The sequence below is a fragment of the Amycolatopsis magusensis genome (assembly GCF_017875555.1).
GTDB classification, from domain to species: domain Bacteria; phylum Actinomycetota; class Actinomycetes; order Mycobacteriales; family Pseudonocardiaceae; genus Amycolatopsis; species Amycolatopsis magusensis.
Genome location: NZ_JAGGMS010000001.1, coordinates 7,484,666 through 7,501,832 on the forward strand (window position 1 = coordinate 7,484,666; position 17,167 = coordinate 7,501,832).

The 17,167-nt window shown below is 71.1% G+C and carries 16 protein-coding genes; 2 read left to right on the forward strand and 14 right to left on the reverse strand.

What is annotated here, in order from left to right; all coding sequences use genetic code 11:
- Positions 1–40 precede the first annotated feature (40 nt).
- Positions 41–961, reverse strand: a complete 921-nt coding sequence (locus JOM49_RS33205) for a threonine ammonia-lyase (RefSeq protein WP_209668111.1) — start codon at positions 959–961, stop codon at positions 41–43.
- 24 nt (positions 962–985) lie between these two features.
- Between JOM49_RS33205 and JOM49_RS33210 the strand changes: the two genes are divergently transcribed.
- Positions 986–1,648 carry a GntR family transcriptional regulator gene (locus JOM49_RS33210; RefSeq protein ID WP_209668112.1) on the forward strand — a complete coding sequence of 221 codons (663 nt, stop codon included), beginning with the start codon at positions 986–988 and terminating at the stop codon, positions 1,646–1,648.
- A 20-nt stretch (positions 1,649–1,668) separates the two neighbouring features.
- On the opposite strand, the gene JOM49_RS33215 is transcribed toward JOM49_RS33210, so the two are convergent.
- From JOM49_RS33215 to pyrR, 13 genes are all read right to left on the reverse strand, one after another.
- The gene (locus JOM49_RS33215) at positions 1,669–3,798 is read right to left on the reverse strand and encodes a primosomal protein N' (protein ID WP_209668113.1); all 2,130 of its coding nucleotides are present in this window, start codon (positions 3,796–3,798) and stop codon (positions 1,669–1,671) included.
- A gap of 67 nt (positions 3,799–3,865) precedes the next feature.
- Entirely contained in the window at positions 3,866–5,068 is a 1,203-nt protein-coding gene (gene metK, locus JOM49_RS33220; RefSeq protein WP_209671898.1) for a methionine adenosyltransferase, read from the reverse strand.
- A 63-nt stretch (positions 5,069–5,131) separates the two neighbouring features.
- Positions 5,132–6,364, reverse strand: a complete 1,233-nt coding sequence (gene coaBC, locus JOM49_RS33225) for a bifunctional phosphopantothenoylcysteine decarboxylase/phosphopantothenate--cysteine ligase CoaBC (protein WP_209671900.1) — start codon at positions 6,362–6,364, stop codon at positions 5,132–5,134.
- A gap of 8 nt (positions 6,365–6,372) precedes the next feature.
- Positions 6,373–6,645: a DNA-directed RNA polymerase subunit omega gene (rpoZ, locus tag JOM49_RS33230; protein ID WP_113691188.1), complete on the reverse strand. Its 273-nt coding sequence runs from the start codon at positions 6,643–6,645 to the stop codon at positions 6,373–6,375.
- Between the two features lie 33 nt (positions 6,646–6,678).
- Positions 6,679–7,236, reverse strand: coding sequence for a guanylate kinase (gene gmk / locus JOM49_RS33235; RefSeq protein WP_282771606.1), 558 nt, complete (start codon positions 7,234–7,236; stop codon positions 6,679–6,681).
- 41 nt (positions 7,237–7,277) lie between these two features.
- Positions 7,278–7,595 carry an integration host factor, actinobacterial type gene (gene mihF, locus JOM49_RS33240; protein ID WP_113691187.1) on the reverse strand — a complete coding sequence of 106 codons (318 nt, stop codon included), beginning with the start codon at positions 7,593–7,595 and terminating at the stop codon, positions 7,278–7,280.
- Between the two features lie 181 nt (positions 7,596–7,776).
- Positions 7,777–8,604, reverse strand: coding sequence for an orotidine-5'-phosphate decarboxylase (gene pyrF / locus JOM49_RS33245; RefSeq protein WP_209668115.1), 828 nt, complete (start codon positions 8,602–8,604; stop codon positions 7,777–7,779).
- Positions 8,601–11,915 (reverse strand): carbamoyl-phosphate synthase large subunit, encoded by a 3,315-nt coding sequence (gene carB, locus JOM49_RS33250; RefSeq protein WP_209668116.1) that lies wholly within the window; start codon positions 11,913–11,915, stop codon positions 8,601–8,603. The genes pyrF and carB overlap by 4 nt, the downstream gene beginning before the upstream one ends.
- Complete coding sequence (gene carA / locus JOM49_RS33255; RefSeq protein ID WP_209668117.1) at positions 11,915–13,039, reverse strand: glutamine-hydrolyzing carbamoyl-phosphate synthase small subunit; 1,125 nt, start codon at positions 13,037–13,039, stop codon at positions 11,915–11,917. Before carA ends, carB begins: the two co-directional genes overlap by 1 nt.
- Positions 13,036–13,548, reverse strand: a complete 513-nt coding sequence (locus JOM49_RS33260) for a PH-like domain-containing protein (protein ID WP_209668118.1) — start codon at positions 13,546–13,548, stop codon at positions 13,036–13,038. Before JOM49_RS33260 ends, carA begins: the two co-directional genes overlap by 4 nt.
- Complete coding sequence (locus JOM49_RS33265) at positions 13,548–14,852, reverse strand: dihydroorotase (protein ID WP_209668119.1); 1,305 nt, start codon at positions 14,850–14,852, stop codon at positions 13,548–13,550. Before JOM49_RS33265 ends, JOM49_RS33260 begins: the two co-directional genes overlap by 1 nt.
- On the reverse strand, positions 14,849–15,802 hold the full coding sequence (locus tag JOM49_RS33270; protein ID WP_209668120.1) for an aspartate carbamoyltransferase catalytic subunit: 954 nt from the start codon (positions 15,800–15,802) through the stop codon (positions 14,849–14,851). Before JOM49_RS33270 ends, JOM49_RS33265 begins: the two co-directional genes overlap by 4 nt.
- Positions 15,799–16,416: a bifunctional pyr operon transcriptional regulator/uracil phosphoribosyltransferase PyrR gene (gene pyrR, locus JOM49_RS33275; RefSeq protein WP_209668121.1), complete on the reverse strand. Its 618-nt coding sequence runs from the start codon at positions 16,414–16,416 to the stop codon at positions 15,799–15,801. The genes JOM49_RS33270 and pyrR overlap by 4 nt, the downstream gene beginning before the upstream one ends.
- A 258-nt stretch (positions 16,417–16,674) precedes the next feature.
- Here pyrR and bldD point away from each other — a divergent pair, with 258 nt between their 5' ends.
- Complete coding sequence (bldD, locus tag JOM49_RS33280; protein WP_003096372.1) at positions 16,675–17,163, forward strand: transcriptional regulator BldD; 489 nt, start codon at positions 16,675–16,677, stop codon at positions 17,161–17,163.
- Positions 17,164–17,167: the final 4 nt, after the last annotated feature.

Genomic DNA, 17,167 nt, shown 5'->3' on the forward strand with positions numbered 1-17,167 from the left:
TCCTGCCCCAGCGCACCGCGAAAATCACCAGTCTCGGCGGTCAGCCGGTCTCGCGGAGGTAATTGCGGCCGGTGATGATCGTACCGGTGCGTTCGCCGGGGATCTCGTGATCGAGCAGCGCGGCGATCCCGGCCGCGGCGGACGGTTCAACCAGTTGACCCGTGGTTTCGCGGAGCAGGCGCATCGCCCGGCCGATGGTCGCCTCTTCGACGGCCAGCATGTCGTCGACGTACTCGAGCATCCAGCCGACCGCGGCGGGCACCGGCACGCGGACCGCGATCCCGTCGGCCATGGTGTCCACGCTGTCGGTGGTGACGGGGGTGCGGTCGTGCCAGCTGCGCAGCATCGCGGGCGCACCAGCCGCACACACACCGATGACCCTGGTCCAGGCGCTGTGTGCTTTGAGATAGCAGCCGATACCCGCGATCAGCGCCCCGTTGCCGACCGGCACCAACAACGTATCGAGGTCGAGAGGCACGAGCTCGACGCCGATCGTTCCCGCGCCCTCCGCGATCGCCGGCGCCTCGCCGTCCTCCACGAACAACCGCCCGTCAGCCGCGGCGTACTCACGCGCGGCGTCCTTCGCCACGTCGAAGTCGGCTCCGAACTGCTTCACGTCCGCGCCGAACGACCGCATGCGCGCGACCTTGCCCGCGTTCGCGTTCTCCGCGGTGAACACGGTGACCGGAATGCCCCGCGCGGCGGCGGCGTAGGCGATCCCCTGGCCGAAGTTGCCCGCGGAAGCGCAGACGACCTCCCGCCCTGGTTCGAGCCCGCGGACGAAGTAGCTCGCCCCGCGACCTTTGAATGAGCCGAGCGGGTTCAGCGTCTCGACCTTGAGCACCAGCTCGCGGCCCAGCCGCTGGTCCAGCACCGGATCGTGGAACTGCGGGGTGTTGCGGAAGAGCGGTTCAACCAGCTGACCAGCTTCGGCGATGTTCGCCGCGGAGAGCGCCACCATCTGCGTATCGTATACGATGAGCAGGTGTCCGCGACGCCTATCACCCGCGCCGAGCCCCTGCGCGACGCCGTGTACGCGCGGATCGTCGAGTTGTTCTGGTCCGGCGCCTATCCGCCGGGCACCGCGGTCACCGAGGCCGCCTTGTCACGCCAGTTGGACGTCTCCCGCACACCGGTCCGCGAAGCACTCCTCCGCCTCGAAGCCGAGGGCGTGCTGCGTTCAGCCCTGGCGAAGGGCTTCACCGTGCGCCCCCTCGACGCTCGAGAGGCCGCCGAGTTGTACCCGATCCTGGGCACGCTGGAGAGCCTCGCCGTGCGAACCGCGGGCACTCCTCCGCCCTCGGTGGTGCGCGCACTCGAACACATCCTCGCCGAGCTCGAAGACTGCACCGACCCCATCCGGCGCTGGCGCCTCGACTCGGACTGGCACGCGGGCTTGGTCGCCGCTGCGGGCAACCGCCAGCTCCAGGAGATGGTCAGCCGGGTGCGCACCAACCTGTCGCGCTACGAGCTGACCTACATGCGCGAGACGGTCGACCGCACTGAACCGGACCGCCAGCACCTCGAAATCCTCGTCGAGTTCGCCTCCGGCGACACCGATCGCGCCGCGGACCTGCTCACCGCTCACTGGGAGGCGGGGATGCGGGCCGTGCTCAACTGGTTGAACTCGCCCGCCGACCGCCCGTAGGCACGCGGGCTTCGCCGGTCCTAGATCAGCTCCAGCGGATCCAGCTGCACCCGCAGCGCCTCGGCTTCCTTCCGCGCGCTGCGCACGGCCTGCCCACTCGCCAGCGCCGCCGCCAGCGCGCGGCCGTCTTCGCGCGGAACGCGGATCAGCATGCGCTCCCGTTCCGACCGGCCCTCGTCGTCGATCTCACCGAGCGGCACCGGCCCCAGCAGCTCGGCCGTGTTCGGCAGCCGCGTCTCGTCGAGGTAGGAGGCGACGGTCTCCGGAGTGCCCTCCACGCTGGCCATTCGCACCGCCGGCGGGAAGCCCAGCTCGCGGCGTTCACCCAGTTCGACACTCGCGTGCCAGGCGGGATCCCAGCGCATCAGCGCCTGCACCGGCTTCAGCGCGGCCTCCGCCCCGACGATCACCCGGCCGCCCTCCGGCCCCGGCCGCACCAACGCCGCCGCGGCCATCCACCGGCGCAGCGTCTCCTCGGCCGCGCGCAGGTCCTGCCTGCCGAGCAGCGCCCAGCCGTCGAGCAGCAGCGCGGCCCCGTAACCGCCTTCGGCGACCGGTTCCGCGCCCGGCGTCGCGACCACCAGCGCCGGGCGCGCGGGCACCTCCGCCAGCACCTCGGTCGCACCGGAAGTACGCACGGCGATCCCGGGGAACGCACGGCCCATCTCCTCGGCGGTCCGCTTCGCGCCGATCACCACCGCCCGCAGACGCGCCGAGCCGCAGGCCGGGCAGCGGAACCCGGCCTCGGGAACGCCGCACCACCGGCAATGGGGGGCCCGCGGGCCATCCTGGTCGCGTCCACCTGGCAGGACCAACGGCCCCGCGCAGCGGCGACACCGCGCCGGGGTGCGGCACTGACCGCAGGCGAGGGCGGGGACATAGCCGCGTCGCGGCACTTGGACCAGCACCGGCGCACCGGCGGCCAGCCCCTGGCGTGCCGCTTCGAAGGCGACCGACGGCAGGCGCGCCGCCTTCGCGGCCTCGTCCCTGGCGACGTCGAAGTCCTCCCCCACCGGCGTGATCCGGGGTGAGCGCGCGCGCAGGTCCTCCCGGCTCGCCACGATCGGATGCGCCCAGCCGGTCTCGACGAGCAGCTGCGCCTCGGCCGTCCGGTTGAACCCGGCGACCAGGAGCGACGCGTTGCTGGCGTGCGCCCGGACCATGAGCACGTCCCGCACCTGCGGGTACGGCATGTGCGGGTCGGCGTGCAGGTCGTCCCCGTCGTCCCAGACCACGAACAGGCCGGGGTTGTCCACCGGGGCGAACATGGTGGCCCGCGTGCCGACGACCACCTTGACCGCCCCGCGCGACACGGCGAGCCAGCGGCGGTAGCGCTCGGCGGGCCCGCTCTCCGCGGTCAGCGCGACGACCGCCTCGTCGCCGACCAGTTCGACGCAGGCCTGGTGCACCCGCTTCAGGTCGCGTTGATCCGGGACGACCAGGACCGCGCCCCGCCCGGCGGCGGCGACGGTGGCCGCCGCTTCGGCGAGCCGGCGCGGCCAGTCCTCCCCCGGCAACGCCTGCCACACCGCGTGCGCCCGGCGCCCCGAACCGACCGCTTCGATGAACGAGCCACCGGCGGGATAGCGCGGCCAACCGGTTTGACCGGGTGCCTCCGGCACCGGCGCCGGCTCGCGCGGCGGTTCGCCTTCGGCCTTCGCGTGCCGCGGCGGGATGGCCAGGCGCAGCACGTCGATCAGCGTGCCGCCGTACCGCTGCGCCACCGCCCGCCCCAGCGCGGCCAGCTCCGGCCCGAGCACCGGTTCACTGGAGGTGACCCGCTCCAGGAAGCTCAGCTTGCCCTGGTGCTCGGTGGTGTCCGCGCGTTCGAGCAGGAAACCGTCGACCAGCTGGCCGGCGAACCGGACCCGCACCCGGCAGCCCGGCACCGCGGTCTCGTGGAACTTCTCCGGCACCTGGTAGTCGAACGTGCGGTCCAGGTGCGCGAGCGGCACGTCCACGACCACCCTGGCGACCGGTTCGCTCGGCGCCGGTTTCTGCGCACCCCGGCGCTCGGCGGCGGCGGCTTTCGCGGCCGCCGCCTTCGACTTCGGTGCGGCGCGGTTGACCGTGGCGGCCGCGCCGGTCCCCGTCTTGCGCGGGGCGGGCGGCGGCTCGGGGAGGTCCCACAGCGGGGTCGCGCCGTTCACGTGGTGATCTCTACCAGAAGAAGCCCTCGGCCCCGATCGGGGCCGAGGGCTTCAGCGGAACGAGTGCTCAGGCGCCGGCGATCGACCGCAGGTCGGCCGCACGCTGCGTGCTCTCCCAGGGCAGCCCGAGCTCCGGGCGGCCGAAGTGCCCGTACGCCGCGGTGGGCGCGTAGATCGGGCGCAGCAGGTCCAGGTCGCGGATGATCGCGGCCGGGCGCAGGTCGAACACCTCGCGGATAGCGGCCTGGATCTTCGACGGGTCCACCGTCTCGGTCCCGAAGGTCTCCACGAACAGGCCCACCGGGGACGCCTTGCCGATCGCGTAGGCGACCTGCACCTCGACCCGTGAAGCCAGCCCGGCGGCCACCACGTTCTTGGCCACCCAGCGCATCGCGTACGCCGCGGACCGGTCCACCTTCGACGGGTCCTTCCCGGAGAACGCGCCGCCACCGTGGCGGGCCATGCCGCCGTAGGTGTCGACGATGATCTTGCGGCCGGTCAGCCCGGCGTCACCCATCGGCCCGCCGATGACGAAGCGGCCGGTCGGGTTGACCAGCAGCCGCACGTCGGTGGTGTCGAGCTCCAGCTCGGCCAGCTCCGGCGCGACCACGTGCTCCTTGACGTCGACGCCGAGCATCTTCTCCAGGTCGATGCCGTCGGCGTGCTGGGTCGACACGACCACGGTGTCCAGGCGCACCGGCTGGTCACCGGCGTACTCGATGGTCACCTGGGTCTTGCCGTCCGGGCGCAGGTACGGCAGCACGCCGTTGTTGCGCACGCCGGTCAGGCGCTGCGAGAGCCGGTGCGCCAGCGCGATCGGCAGCGGCATCAGCTCGGGCGTGTCCGAGCAGGCGTAGCCGAACATCAGGCCCTGGTCGCCCGCGCCCTGGCGGTCGATGTCGTCGGCGGCGTTCTCCAGCCGCGACTCGTACGCGGTGTCGACACCTTGCGCGATGTCCGGCGACTGCGCGCCGATCGCCACGTTGACCCCGCACGAGTTGCCGTCGAACCCCTTGGCGGACGAGTCGTAGCCGATGCGCAGGATCACGTCCCGCACGATGGTCGGGATGTCGGCGTAGGCCTCGGTGGTCACCTCGCCGGCGACGTGCACCTGGCCGGTGGTGATCAGGGTTTCCACGGCGACCCGGCTGCGCGGGTCCTTGCTCAGCAGGGCATCAAGGATCGAGTCGCTGATCGCATCGCAGATCTTGTCCGGATGTCCCTCGGTCACCGACTCGGAAGTGAACAACCTGCGGTTCGACGCACTCACGATTCTCGTCACTTCCCTTTCTTGGGTCCCCTGGTCACCCGTAAGCGTACTGGCCCGCGAGCCTCAAACACCTTGTGTTTTGCGCAAGCCCACAACCGCGTCCCAGACCGCGGCCGCCAGTTGCGCTTTCGCGCCGAGCGGGATAGGCACCTCGGTGCCGTCCGCGCCGAGCAGCCAGCCGGAGTTGTCCTCCACCTCGAACGCCTTGCCCTCGCCGACCGCGTTGACCACCAGCAGGTCAGCGCCCTTGCGCTTGAGTTTGGCCCGAGCGTGGTGGAGTACGTCGCCACCGGCGTCCCCGGTTTCGGCGGCGAATCCGACCACCACCTGTCCCGGCGGACGGGCCTGGACCAAGCCGGCCAGAATGTCCGGATTGCGCACCAATTCGACGGTCGGTGCCCCGCCGTCATCGCTTTTCTTGATTTTGTGCTCGGCTCGGGAAGCGGGCCGGAAATCGGCCACCGCGGCCGCCATCACCACCACATCGGCGGTTGCGGATTCGGCGCGAACCACTTCGGAAAGCTGATCGGCGGTCGACACGTGCACCACCGCCGCGCCCGCGGGATCGGGCAGATCGACGGTGTGGGCGGCGACCAGGGTGACCTCGGCGCCGCGCTGCGCGGCCACGCGCGCGAGCGCGTAACCCTGCTTGCCGGAAGATCGGTTGCCGAGGTAGCGGACCGGGTCGAGCGGCTCGCGCGTGCCTCCGGCCGAGATCACCACGCGCAGGCCCTCGAGGTCACGCGGCAGCGCGTCCGGGGCGGCGAGCAGCAGTCGCGCCAGGTCGACGATCTCGCGCGGGTCGGCCAGCCTGCCCTTGCCGGTGTCGGCGCCAGTCAACCGGCCCGCGTCCGGTTCGGTGACCACGAGTCCGCGCGAGCGCAGCAGCGCGACGTTGTCCCTGGTGGCCGGGTGCTGCCACATCTCGGTGTGCATGGCCGGGAAGAACGCCACCGGGCACCTGGCCACCAGCAGCGTGCCGGTCAGCAGGTCGTCGGCGAGCCCGTGCGCGGCCCTGGCCAGCAGGTCCGCGGTGGCGGGCACCACCAGCACCAGGTCCGCCTCGTGGCCGATGCGGACGTGCTGCACGCTGGGCACGTCGGTGAACACCCCGGTGTGCACGGGGTGCCCGGACAGCGCCTCGAACGTGGCCGCGCCGACGAAGTTCAGCGCGGCTTCGGTGGGCACCACGCGCACGTCGTGCCCGGACTCGGTCAGCCCGCGCAGCACTTCGCAGGCCTTGTAGGCGGCGATGCCGCCGCCGACACCGAGTACGACCCTGGGCTTGCGCCCCAGGGCCTGGCTCATTCGCCTTCGGTGTGCTCGAGCAGGCCGGCGTGGATCTCGCGCAGCGCGATCGACAGCGGCTTCTCACGGGGACCCGGCTCGACGAGCGGGCCGACGTACTCCAGCAGGCCCTCACCGAGCTGCGCGTAGTAGTCGTTGATCTGGCGGGCGCGCTTGGCCGAGTAGATCACCAGCGCGTACTTCGAACTGACCTTCTCGAGCAGGTCGTCGATCGGCGGGTTGGTGATGCCTTCGAGTTCCTCGTGCTGTGCACCCAGGGTGATGGTCACGCGCAGTACTCCTGAACGGTTGTGGAAATCAAGCTAGCTCGTCATCAAGCTTAACAACTCCGCCGCGGCGGTCTTCACGTCGGCGTTGACCACGGTCGCGTCGAACTCGCCGGACGCGGCCAGTTCACGCTCCGCTTCGGCCAGCCGGGCCCGGACCGCCTCGTCGGCTTCGGTGCCGCGGCCGGTCAGCCTGCCCACCAGCACCCCCCACGACGGCGGGACCAGCATCACCAGCCTGGCCTGCGGCATCGCGGTGCGGACCTGGCGGGCGCCCTGCAATTCGATCTCCAGGATCGCCTGCTTGCCCTCGGCCAGCGCCTTCTCCACCGGGGCGCGCGGGGTGCCGTAGCAGTTGCCGGTGAACTCGGCGTGCTCGAGCAGTTCCCCCTTGGCCACCATCGCGTCGAAGGCGGGCCGGTCGATGAAGTGGTAGTGCTCGCCGTCCACCTCGCCGGGACGGGGGCGGCGGGTGGTCACCGAGACGCTGAAGAAGATCCCCGGGTCCAGCTTGCGCAGTTCGGTGACGACACTGGACTTGCCGACCCCGGACGGCCCGGATACGACGGTGAGCCGGTGCCGGTTCCCCGCCACCGGCCCACCCTCAGCTGTGGTGCCGCCGTGTTCCTCGCTGCTCACTCGCCGCTGAACTCGGCGAGCAGCGCCTTGCGCTGCCGGTCACCGAGTCCACGCAGGCGACGGCTCGGAGCGATTTCGAGCCGCTCCATCGTCTGCTGCGCACGGACCTTGCCGACGCCGGGCAGGGCTTCCAGCAGAGCGGAAACCTTCATCTTGCCGAGAACCTCGTCCTCGTCCGCCTGCTTGAGCACATCGACCAGCGTGGTGCCACCCCGCTTCAGCCGCTCCTTGAGCTCTGCGCGGGCGCGACGGGCAGCAGCGGCCTTCTTCAGCGCCTCAGCACGCTGTTCCTCGGTCAGCTGGGGAAGTGCCACGATTTCCTCCGGTATTACTCAATAATTCGGCCGTCCTCGGGACGGTACCCACCTGCCATACCTGCCACAATGCGGGGGTGGGCCTCCACCTGGGGATGCGGGTGGTGGTATCGGCGTGCCGCACGCCTGTTCGGACCACTTGCGCGTACTCGGTGAACAACGTGCGCCAGGCACGGAAAGTTCAGTCCCGCAACGAATCCCGTACCCGGAACACCGCCTCCCGCAGGGCCTGGGGAGCCGGTCCGTGGCGCAGGATGTCGCGTGAGGAAGCCGCCAGCACCGCTGGTGAACCCGCCCCGAAAAGAGCACGTAAATCGGCCGCGGTGGCGCCTTGGGCGCCGAAACCGGGCGCCAGGATTGGGCCGTTCAGCCTATTCAGATCCAGCTCCCCGCGACCGATTGTCGCGCCGGCGACCACGCCGATGTCGCCGAGCGGCGCGGTTCCCGCGTTGCGCTCGGCGACCGCGTCGACGATTTCCTGCGCCACCGTGCGGCCGGACTGGGCCACCGTGCCCTGGAGTCCGGCGCTTTCCGGGTTCGACGTGCGCGCGAGCACGAACACCCCGCGCCCGCTGGTCTCGGCGGCCGTCAGCGCCGCGTCCAGCGAGCCGAACCCGAGGTAGGGCGAGACGGTGATGGCGTCGGCGGCGAGCGGGGCGCCGTCGGTCAGGTAGGCCGCGGTGTAGGCGGCCATGGTCGAACCGATGTCACCACGTTTGACGTCGAGCAGGACCAGCGTGCCCGCCGCGCGGGCCAGCTCGGCCACGCGCTCGAGCACGGCGACGCCCTTCGATCCGTAGGCCTCGAAGAACGCCGACTGCGGCTTGATGATCGCCACGTGCTCGGCGATCGCCTCGGTGGCGGTCAGCGCGAACCGCTCCAGCCCGCTCGCGTCCTCCGGCAGGCCCCACGCCCGCAGCAGGCCGGGGTGGGGGTCCACCCCGGCGCACAGCGAGCCCCGGGCCGCGATCGCCTCGGTCAGCCGCGCCCCGAACCGTTCCATGATCATTTCGAGGCCCGGAGAGCCGCCTGGAGCTCCTGGAGGGAGCGCACCCCGATGTCACCCCGGATGAGCGCCTCGATGCCGTGTACGGCCGCGGCAGCGCCCTGGATCGTGGTGATGCAAGGGATGTCGCGGGAAACGGCGGCCGTGCGGATCTCGTATCCGTCCACCCGCGGGCCGCTGTTGCCGTACGGGGTGTTGATCACCATGTCCACGCCGCCGCTGAGGATCACCTCGACCACGTTGGGCTCGCCTTCGGTGCTGCCCTCGAAGTGCTTGCGCAGCACCGAGCACTGGATCCCGTTGCGGCGCAGCACTTCCGCGGTGCCGGAAGTGGCCAGGATCTCGAAGCCGAGGTCGGCGAGGCGCTTGACCGGGAAGACCAGCGAGCGCTTGTCCCGGTTGGCCACCGAGACGAAGACCCGGCCCGAGGTGGGCAGTGAACCGTAGGCGCCGCTCTGCGACTTGGCGAACGCCTTGCCGAAGGAGACGTCCACGCCCATGACCTCACCGGTGGACTTCATCTCCGGGCCCAGCAAGGAATCCACGCCGTGGCCCTCCGGGGTGCGGAACCGGTGGAAGGGCAGCACGGCTTCCTTGACCGACACCGGCGAGTCGGCGGGCAGGTCGCCGCCGTCGCCCTCGGCCGGGAGCACGCCGGAAGCGCGCAGCTCCTTGATCGTGGAGCCGGTCATGATCAGCGAAGCCGCCTTCGCCAGCGGCACCGCGGTCGCCTTGGACACGAACGGCACCGTGCGCGAGGCACGCGGGTTCGCCTCCAGCACGTAGAGCACGTCGTCCTTGAGCGCGTACTGCACGTTCAACAGGCCGCGCACGCCGACGCCGCGCGCGATCGCCTCGGTGGACCGGCGGACGGTGTCCAGATCGGTCCGGCCCAGGGTGATCGGCGGCAGCGCGCACGAGGAGTCGCCGGAGTGGATGCCGGCCTCCTCGATGTGCTCCATCACGCCGCCCAGGTACAGCTCCTCGCCGTCGAACAGGGCGTCCACGTCGATCTCGATGGAGTCGTCGAGGAAGCGGTCGACCAGCACCGGGTGTTCCGGGGTGACCTCGGTGGCGCGCTGGATGTAGCCGGCCAGGGTCTGCTCGTCGTAGACGATCTCCATGCCGCGGCCGCCGAGCACGTACGACGGGCGCACCAGCACCGGGTAGCCGATCTCGTCGGCGATCCGCTTGGCGCCTTCGAAGGAGGTCGCCGTGCCGTAGCGCGGGGCTGGCAGCCCCGCCGCCCGCAGCACCTCGCCGAAGGCACCGCGGTCCTCGGCCAGGTGGATCGCCTCGGGTGAGGTGCCGACCACCGGCACCCCGGCCGCGGCGAGGCGGCGCGCGAGGGCCAGCGGGGTCTGTCCACCCAGTTGGACGATGACGCCGGCGACCGTGCCCGACTCGCGTTCGGCGTGCACCACCTCGAGCACGTCCTCGAAGGACAGCGGCTCGAAGTAGAGCCGGTCGGAGGTGTCGTAGTCGGTGGACACGGTCTCCGGGTTGCAGTTCACCATCACCGCTTCGAACCCGGCCTCGCGCAGGGCCAGCGCGGCGTGCACGCAGGAGTAGTCGAACTCGATGCCCTGCCCGATCCGGTTCGGGCCGGAGCCGAGGATGAGCACCTTCGGCTTGTCCGGCTGGGGCGCCACCTCCGACTCCGCGGCGGGATCGGTCTCGTAGGCCGAGTAGTGGTACGGGGTCTTCGCGGCGAACTCGGCCGCGCACGTGTCCACCGTCTTGAACACCGGGCGCACGCCGAGGCGGTGCCGCAGCGCCCGCACGCCGTCCTCACCGGCCAGTTCGGGGCGCAGCGCGGCGATCTGGCGGTCGGACAGGCCGGTCCGCTTGCCGCGGCGCAGCAGTTCGCCGTCGAGCACCGGCGCGGTGGAGATCTCCTTGCCCACCTCGCCGATCAACGCGATCTGGTCGATGAACCACGGGTCGATCCAGCTGGCCTCGTGCACCTGCTGGACCGTGGCGCCCAGTCGCAGGGCCCGCTCCACCGCGTACAGGCGGCCGTCGTGCGGGGTGCGCAGGTCCTCCAGGGTGGACTCGAGGGTGGCACCGTCGGGGTCGGGCGTGGTCCAGAAGCCCGCCGCCTTGGTGTCGATCGAGCGCAGCGCCTTGCCGAGCGCTTCGGGGAAGCTGCGGCCCATGGACATGGCCTCGCCGACGCTCTTCATGGTGGTGGTGAGCGTCGGGTCCGCGCCGGGGAACTTCTCGAAGGCGAACCGCGGCACCTTCACCACGACGTAGTCCAGCGTCGGCTCGAACGAGGCCGGGGTCTCGCCGGTGATGTCGTTGCGGATCTCGTCGAGGGTGTAGCCGATGGCCAGCTTGGCGGCGATCTTGGCGATCGGGAAGCCGGTCGCCTTCGAGGCCAGCGCGCTCGACCGCGACACCCGCGGGTTCATCTCGATGACCACCATGCGGCCGTCGCGCGGGTTGATCGCGAACTGGATGTTGCAGCCGCCGGTGTCCACGCCGACCGCGCGCAGCACGTCGATGCCGACGTCGCGCATGTGCTGGTATTCGCGGTCGGTCAGGGTCATGGCGGGCGCCACGGTGACCGAGTCACCGGTGTGCACGCCCATCGCGTCGATGTTCTCGATCGAGCAGATGACCACCACGTTGTCGCTGCGGTCGCGCATCAGCTCGAGTTCGTACTCCTTCCAGCCGAGCACGCTCTCCTCGATGAGCACCTCGGTGACCGGGCTTTCCTCGAGCCCCGTCGAGGCCAGGCGCTCCAGGTCCTCCGGGGTGTGCGCCATGCCCGAGCCGAGCCCGCCCATGGTGAACGACGGGCGGATGACCACCGGCAGGCCGAGGTCCTCGACCGTCTTGCGGACCTCGTCCATCGAGTGGCACACCGCGCTGCGCGGCACGTCGGCGCCGACCTGCCGGACGATGTCCTTGAACTTCTGCCGGTCCTCGCCGCGCTGGATGGCGTCGATGTCGGCGCCGATCAGTTCGACGCCGTACTTCTCCAGGACGCCGCGTTCGTGCAGAGCGACCGCGCAGTTCAGCGCGGTCTGCCCGCCGAGGGTGGCCAGGAGCGCCTGGGGACGTTCAGCTGCGATGACCTTCTCGACGAAGTCCGGGGTGACCGGCTCGATGTAGGTCGCGTCGGCGAACTCCGGATCGGTCATGATCGTCGCCGGGTTGGAGTTCACCAGGCTGACCCGCAGGCCCTCTTCGCGCAGCACGCGGCAGGCCTGGGTGCCGGAGTAGTCGAATTCGGCGGCCTGCCCGATCACGATCGGGCCGGATCCGATGACGAGGACGTGCTCGATGTCTGTGCGTTTCGGCATTACTTGGCTGTCTCCATCAGGGTGACGAACTCGTCGAAGAGGGGGGCCGCGTCGTGCGGGCCGGCGGCGGCTTCGGGGTGGTACTGCACGGAGAACGCGGGAACGTCCTCGGCGCGCACGCCCTCGACCGTGTCGTCGTTCGGGCAGTAGTGGCTGATCGTCGCGGCGCCGAAGGGCGAGTCGAACCGCTGGCCGGGCTCGCCCTCGAGAGCGAAGCCGTGGTTCTGCGCGGTGATCGCCACCCGGCCGGTGGCCACGTCGATCACCGGGATGTTGATGCCGCGGTGCCCGTAACGCATCTTGTAGGTGCCCAGCCCCAGCGCGCGGCCGAGGATCTGGTTGCCGAAGCAGATGCCGAACAGCGGGATGCGCCGCTCGAGCACCGACCGGGTCAGCGCGGTGGCGTGCTCGGTGGTCGCCGGGTCGCCCGGCCCGTTGGACAGGAACACCCCGTCGGGCTCGATCTCCAGCAGCTGGTCGAGCGAGCTGGACGAGGGCAGGACGTGCACCTCGATGCCGCGCGCGGTCATCTGGCGCGGCGTGTTCGACTTGATGCCGAGGTCCAGCGCGGCGACCCGGAACCGGCGCTCGCCGACCGCGGGGACCACGTAGGCCTCGGCCGTGGTGACCTCGCCCGCCAGGTCGGCGCCCTTCATCGGCGGGCTGGCCAGCACCTCGCCGATCATCTCGTCGTCGGAGCCCAGCGCGTCACCGGAGAACACCCCGGAGCGCATCGCGCCCTGCTCGCGCAGGTGGCGGGTGAGCGTGCGGGTGTCGACCCCGGCGATGCCGACCACGCCCTGCTCGACGAGCGCGTCGTCGAGCGAGCGGGTGGAGCGCCAGTTGGACGGGGTGCGGGCGGGGTCGCGGACCACGTAACCCGAGACCCAGATGCGGGCGGACTCGTCGTCCTCGTCGTTCCACCCGGTGTTCCCGATCTGCGGCGCGGTCTGCACCACGATCTGGCGGTGGTAGGAGGGGTCGGTCAGCGTTTCCTGGTAGCCGGTCATCCCGGTGCAGAACACGGCCTCGCCGAGGGTGCGCCCCTCGGCCCCGTAGGCGGTGCCGCGGAAGACCCGGCCGTCCTCCAGTACCAGTGCGGCAGGCGTCCGGCTATTCGTCATGATTGGGCACTTCCCTTGATCTCCGTACCGTTCTTGCCGAGTTCGTCGAGCCAGCGGGGATAGGCGTCGAGGTCGTCCCCGCGGAACCCGGTGTCGAGTTCTTCACCGCCGAGGCGCCAGGTGAGCACCAGCAGGCTGTCGGTGCCCATCACCTTCCCGGCCATGCCCTTGTCCGTGCGGATCCCGGTGATCGACGCCCGCGGAATCCAAATCGCGGGGGCGCGCCCGCGGTCGACCTCGACGCCGTCTTCGTAGAGGCGCAGGGTCGCGTAACCACGCATCCCGGCGCCGCGGGTGACGACGCGCTCCTGCCAGCGGCCGGCGATCGTGGTGCTGACGTAGAGCCCGTCGGCGGCCAGCAGCGGTTCACCTGGTTCGACCGGCGGCTCCGGGAACGGCGCGATCCGCGCGCTCTGGGAGCGGGCCTTGCGGCGCCAGCCCAGCCACATGCCGTAGACGCACAGCGCGAAGAATGCCGCGACCAGCAAGGTCAGCAGTAGACGCTCCATCAGGCCAGTTTCCCTTCTCGCACGGTGAACCGCCCGCGCAGCAGGGTCGCGGTGACCGCACCCGGCAGCCGCATCCCTTCATACGGGGTGTTCGCCGCGATGCTCGCCAGTTCGGCGCCGCGCACGGTCCACTCGGCGTGCGGGTCGACCAGGGTCAGGTTCGCCGGCTCGCCGACCGCCAGCGGGCGGCCCTGGTCGGGCAGTCCGGCGATCTCGGCGGGCCGCTCGCTCATCACCCTGGCCACGCCGCGCCAGTCGAGCAGGCCGGACCGGACCATCGTCTCGGTCACGATGGACAGCGCGGTCTGCAGCCCGAGCATGCCGGGTTTGGCGGCGGCCCATTCGCAGTCCTTGTCCTGGACGGCGTGCGGCGCGTGGTCGGTGGCGACGCAGTCGATGACCCCGTCGGCCAGCGCGCGGCGCAGCCGCTCGGTGTCGGCGCCGGTGCGCAGCGGCGGGTTCACCTTGTTGACCGGGTCGTACCCGGCGAGCCGCTCGTCGGTCAGCAGCAGGTGGTGCGGGGTGACCTCGGCGCTGACCCGGGTGCCGCGTTCCTTCGCCCAGGTCAGCACGTCGGCGGTGCCCGCAGTGGAGACGTGGCAGATGTGCAGCCGGGCCCCGGCGTGCAGGGCGAGCAGGCAGTCCCTGGCCACGATCGACTCCTCGGCGGCGGCGGGCCAGCCCGCGTAACCGAGACGGGCGGCTTGTTCACCTTCGTGGGCCTGCGCGCCGACTGTGAGTCGCGGTTCCTCTGCGTGCTGGGCAATCACCACATCGAGTGCGGTGGAGTACTCCAGCGCGCGGCGCATCAGCAGCGGGTCGTGCACGCACTTGCCGTCGTCGGAGAAGACCCGCACCCCGGCGGCGGACGCGGCCATGGTGCCCAGCTCGGCGAGCTTCTCCCCGCCGAGCCCGACGGTGACCGCGCCGACCGGGTGCACGTCGACCAGACCGGCGGCCTTGCCGAGGCGCCAGACGTGCTCGACCACGACCGCGTTGTCGGCGACCGGGTCGGTGTTGGCCATGGCGAAGACCGCGGTGTACCCGCCGAGCGCGGCCGCGGCCGAACCGCTGGCGATGGTCTCGGTGTCCTCGCGGCCGGGTTCGCGCAGGTGCGTGTGCAGGTCGACGAACCCGGGGAGCAGCACCTGACCAGCGGCTTCGACGGTGGTCAGTGAGTCTTCGGTGCCCCCGGTCGAGCCAGGTGAACCGATCTCGGCGATCTCGCCGTCGGCGATCAGCACGTCCACCGGATCGCCTTCGCCGTAGAGCCGGACGCCCTTGAGCAGGATCTCGGTGGTCATGCGGCGACTCCTTCTTCCTCACCCGCGAGCAGGTGGTACAGCACAGCCATGCGGACGTGCACCCCGTTGCGCACCTGCTCGGTGATCGCCGAAGCAGGCGAGTCGGCGACCGCCGAGGCGATCTCCATGCCGCGCAGCATCGGCCCCGGGTGCAGGACGACCGCGTGGTCGGCGAGCAGCGCGAGGCGCTTCTCGTTCAACCCGTAGGCGATCGAGTACTCCCGGGCGGACGGGAAGAAGCTCTGCCCGGGTCCGCCGCCGGTCATCCGTTCGGCCTGGACGCGCAGCATCATCACCGCGTCCGCCGCCGGCAGCTCCGCGTCCAACTGGTGCGACACCGTCACCGGCCAGGATTCCACGCCGACGGGCAGCAGGGTGGGTGGTGCGACGAGCACCACCTCCGCCCCGAGCGCGGCGAGCAGGTGCACGTTGGACCGGGCGACCCGGCTGTGCACCACGTCACCGACGATCGCGACGCGGCGGCCGTCGAGCGAGCCGAGCCGGTCGCGCAGGGTCGCCGCGTCGAGCAGCGCCTGCGTCGGGTGCTCGTGCGTGCCGTCGCCCGCGTTGACCACCTTCGTGCCGGTCTCGCCCAGCCAGCCGGCCAGCCGGTGGGCGGCGCCGGAGGCGGGGTGCCGGATGATCACGCAGTCGGCGCCTGCCGCGGACAGGGTCAGCGCCGTGTCCCGCAGCGACTCCCCCTTGCCCACCGAGGAACCCCCGGCCGAGACGTTCACCACGTCGGCGCTCATCCACTTGCCCGCGATCTCGAAAGAGACCCTGGTGCGGGTGGAATTCTCGTAGAACAGGGTGATCACGGTGCGGCCGCGCAGCGTGGGCAGCTTGCGGACCTCGCGGCCGAGCAGGGTGCGCTTGAGCTCGTCGGCGGTGTCCAGGATGGACGTCGCCAGCTCCGGATCCAGCCCGTCGGTGGCGAGCAGATGCTTCACGATTTCCCTTCCTGAGCCGGTGCACCTGGTTCGACCGGCCCGCCGCGCAGCAGCACCGCGTCGCGGCCGTCCGTTTCGGACAGCAGCACGGCGACGTCCTCGGCGCGCGAAGTGGGCACGTTCTTGCCCACGTAGTCGGCGCGGATCGGCAGCTCGCGGTGACCGCGGTCGACCAGTACGGCCAGTTGGACCGCGCGCGGGCGGCCGTGGTCACGCAGGGCGTCGAGGGCGGCCCGGATGGTGCGGCCGGAGAACAGCACGTCGTCGACGAGCACCACCACGCGGTCGTCGATCCCGGTGCCGGGCAGCTGCGTCTGCTCCAGCGGTCGGGTCGGGCGGCGGCGGAGGTCGTCGCGGTAGAGGGTGACGTCGAGCGCGCCGATCGGCACGTCGACCCCGGAGAACTCGGTCACGCGCTCGGCGAGCCGGGCGGCGAGCGGGGTGCCACGGGTGGGTATGCCCAGCAACACGGGCGGGGCCGAGTGGCCCGCACCGAGTGCGGTCTTCTCGATGACCTGATGGGCCATTCGAGCGATGGTGCGTGCGACGTCTCCGGCCGACAGGAGCTCGTGCTCACCGGCCGGATCCGTCACACCGCGCGGACGCGATGTCACGGTGGACCTCCTTCCCCGCCTCACTGGACGGGTCGTTAAAGGACGTCGATTTCCCAGGTCGATGCAGGAAATCGTGCACAGGGTAACAGGATCGGCCGCTCAGCCTTCCGGGTGGTGTCCCCCGTTCGCACCACCCTCGCGCAATGATCTGCTTGACCTGGTGACGACAACGCGTAACCATTACTCTGAGTATTCGACTCAAGAAGTGCCCCTCCGGCCACTCGGCCGGGCGGGGACGACGAAACGGAGAACCACCAGATGGGCGATTACGCCAAGGCGCTCGGGGCCAAGCTCCGCGGGATCCGCCAGCAGCAGGGCCTGTCCTTGCACGGGGTCGAGCAGAAGTCCGGCGGACGCTGGAAGGCGGTCGTCGTGGGTTCGTACGAGCGCGGCGACCGGGCCGTGACCGTGCAGAAGCTCGCCGAGCTGGCGGACTTCTACGGGGTGCCGGTGGTCGAGCTGCTGCCCGAGGGCCGCGTTCCGTCTGGGGCGGAGCCGGCCACGAAGATCGTGATCAACCTGGAGCGGCTCCAGCAGCTGCCCGCGGAGAAGGTCGGGCCGCTGGCGCGGTACGCCGCCACCATCCAGAGCCAGCGCGGGGACTACAACGGCAAGGTGCTCTCGATCCGCACCGAGGACCTCCGCTCGCTCGCGATCATCTACGACATGACGCCCGGGGAGCTGACGGAGCAGTTGATCGACTGGGGAGTGCTGCCCCCGGAAGCTCGGCCGTCCAAAGAGGACTGAGCCG

Excerpts from the sequence above, each read along its gene's own strand:
- JOM49_RS33205 (WP_209668111.1), bottom strand. The coding sequence starts at position 961 with ATGGTGGCGCTCTCCGCGGCGAACATCGCCGAAGCTGGTCAGCTGGTT.
- pyrF (WP_209668115.1), bottom strand. The coding sequence starts at position 8,604 with ATGATCATGGAACGGTTCGGGGCGCGGCTGACCGAGGCGATCGCGGCC.
- carB (WP_209668116.1), bottom strand. The coding sequence starts at position 11,915 with ATGCCGAAACGCACAGACATCGAGCACGTCCTCGTCATCGGATCCGGC.
- carA (WP_209668117.1), bottom strand. The coding sequence starts at position 13,039 with ATGACGAATAGCCGGACGCCTGCCGCACTGGTACTGGAGGACGGCCGG.
- JOM49_RS33260 (WP_209668118.1), bottom strand. The coding sequence starts at position 13,548 with ATGGAGCGTCTACTGCTGACCTTGCTGGTCGCGGCATTCTTCGCGCTG.
- JOM49_RS33265 (WP_209668119.1), bottom strand. The coding sequence starts at position 14,852 with ATGACCACCGAGATCCTGCTCAAGGGCGTCCGGCTCTACGGCGAAGGC.
- bldD (WP_003096372.1), top strand. The coding sequence starts at position 16,675 with ATGGGCGATTACGCCAAGGCGCTCGGGGCCAAGCTCCGCGGGATCCGC.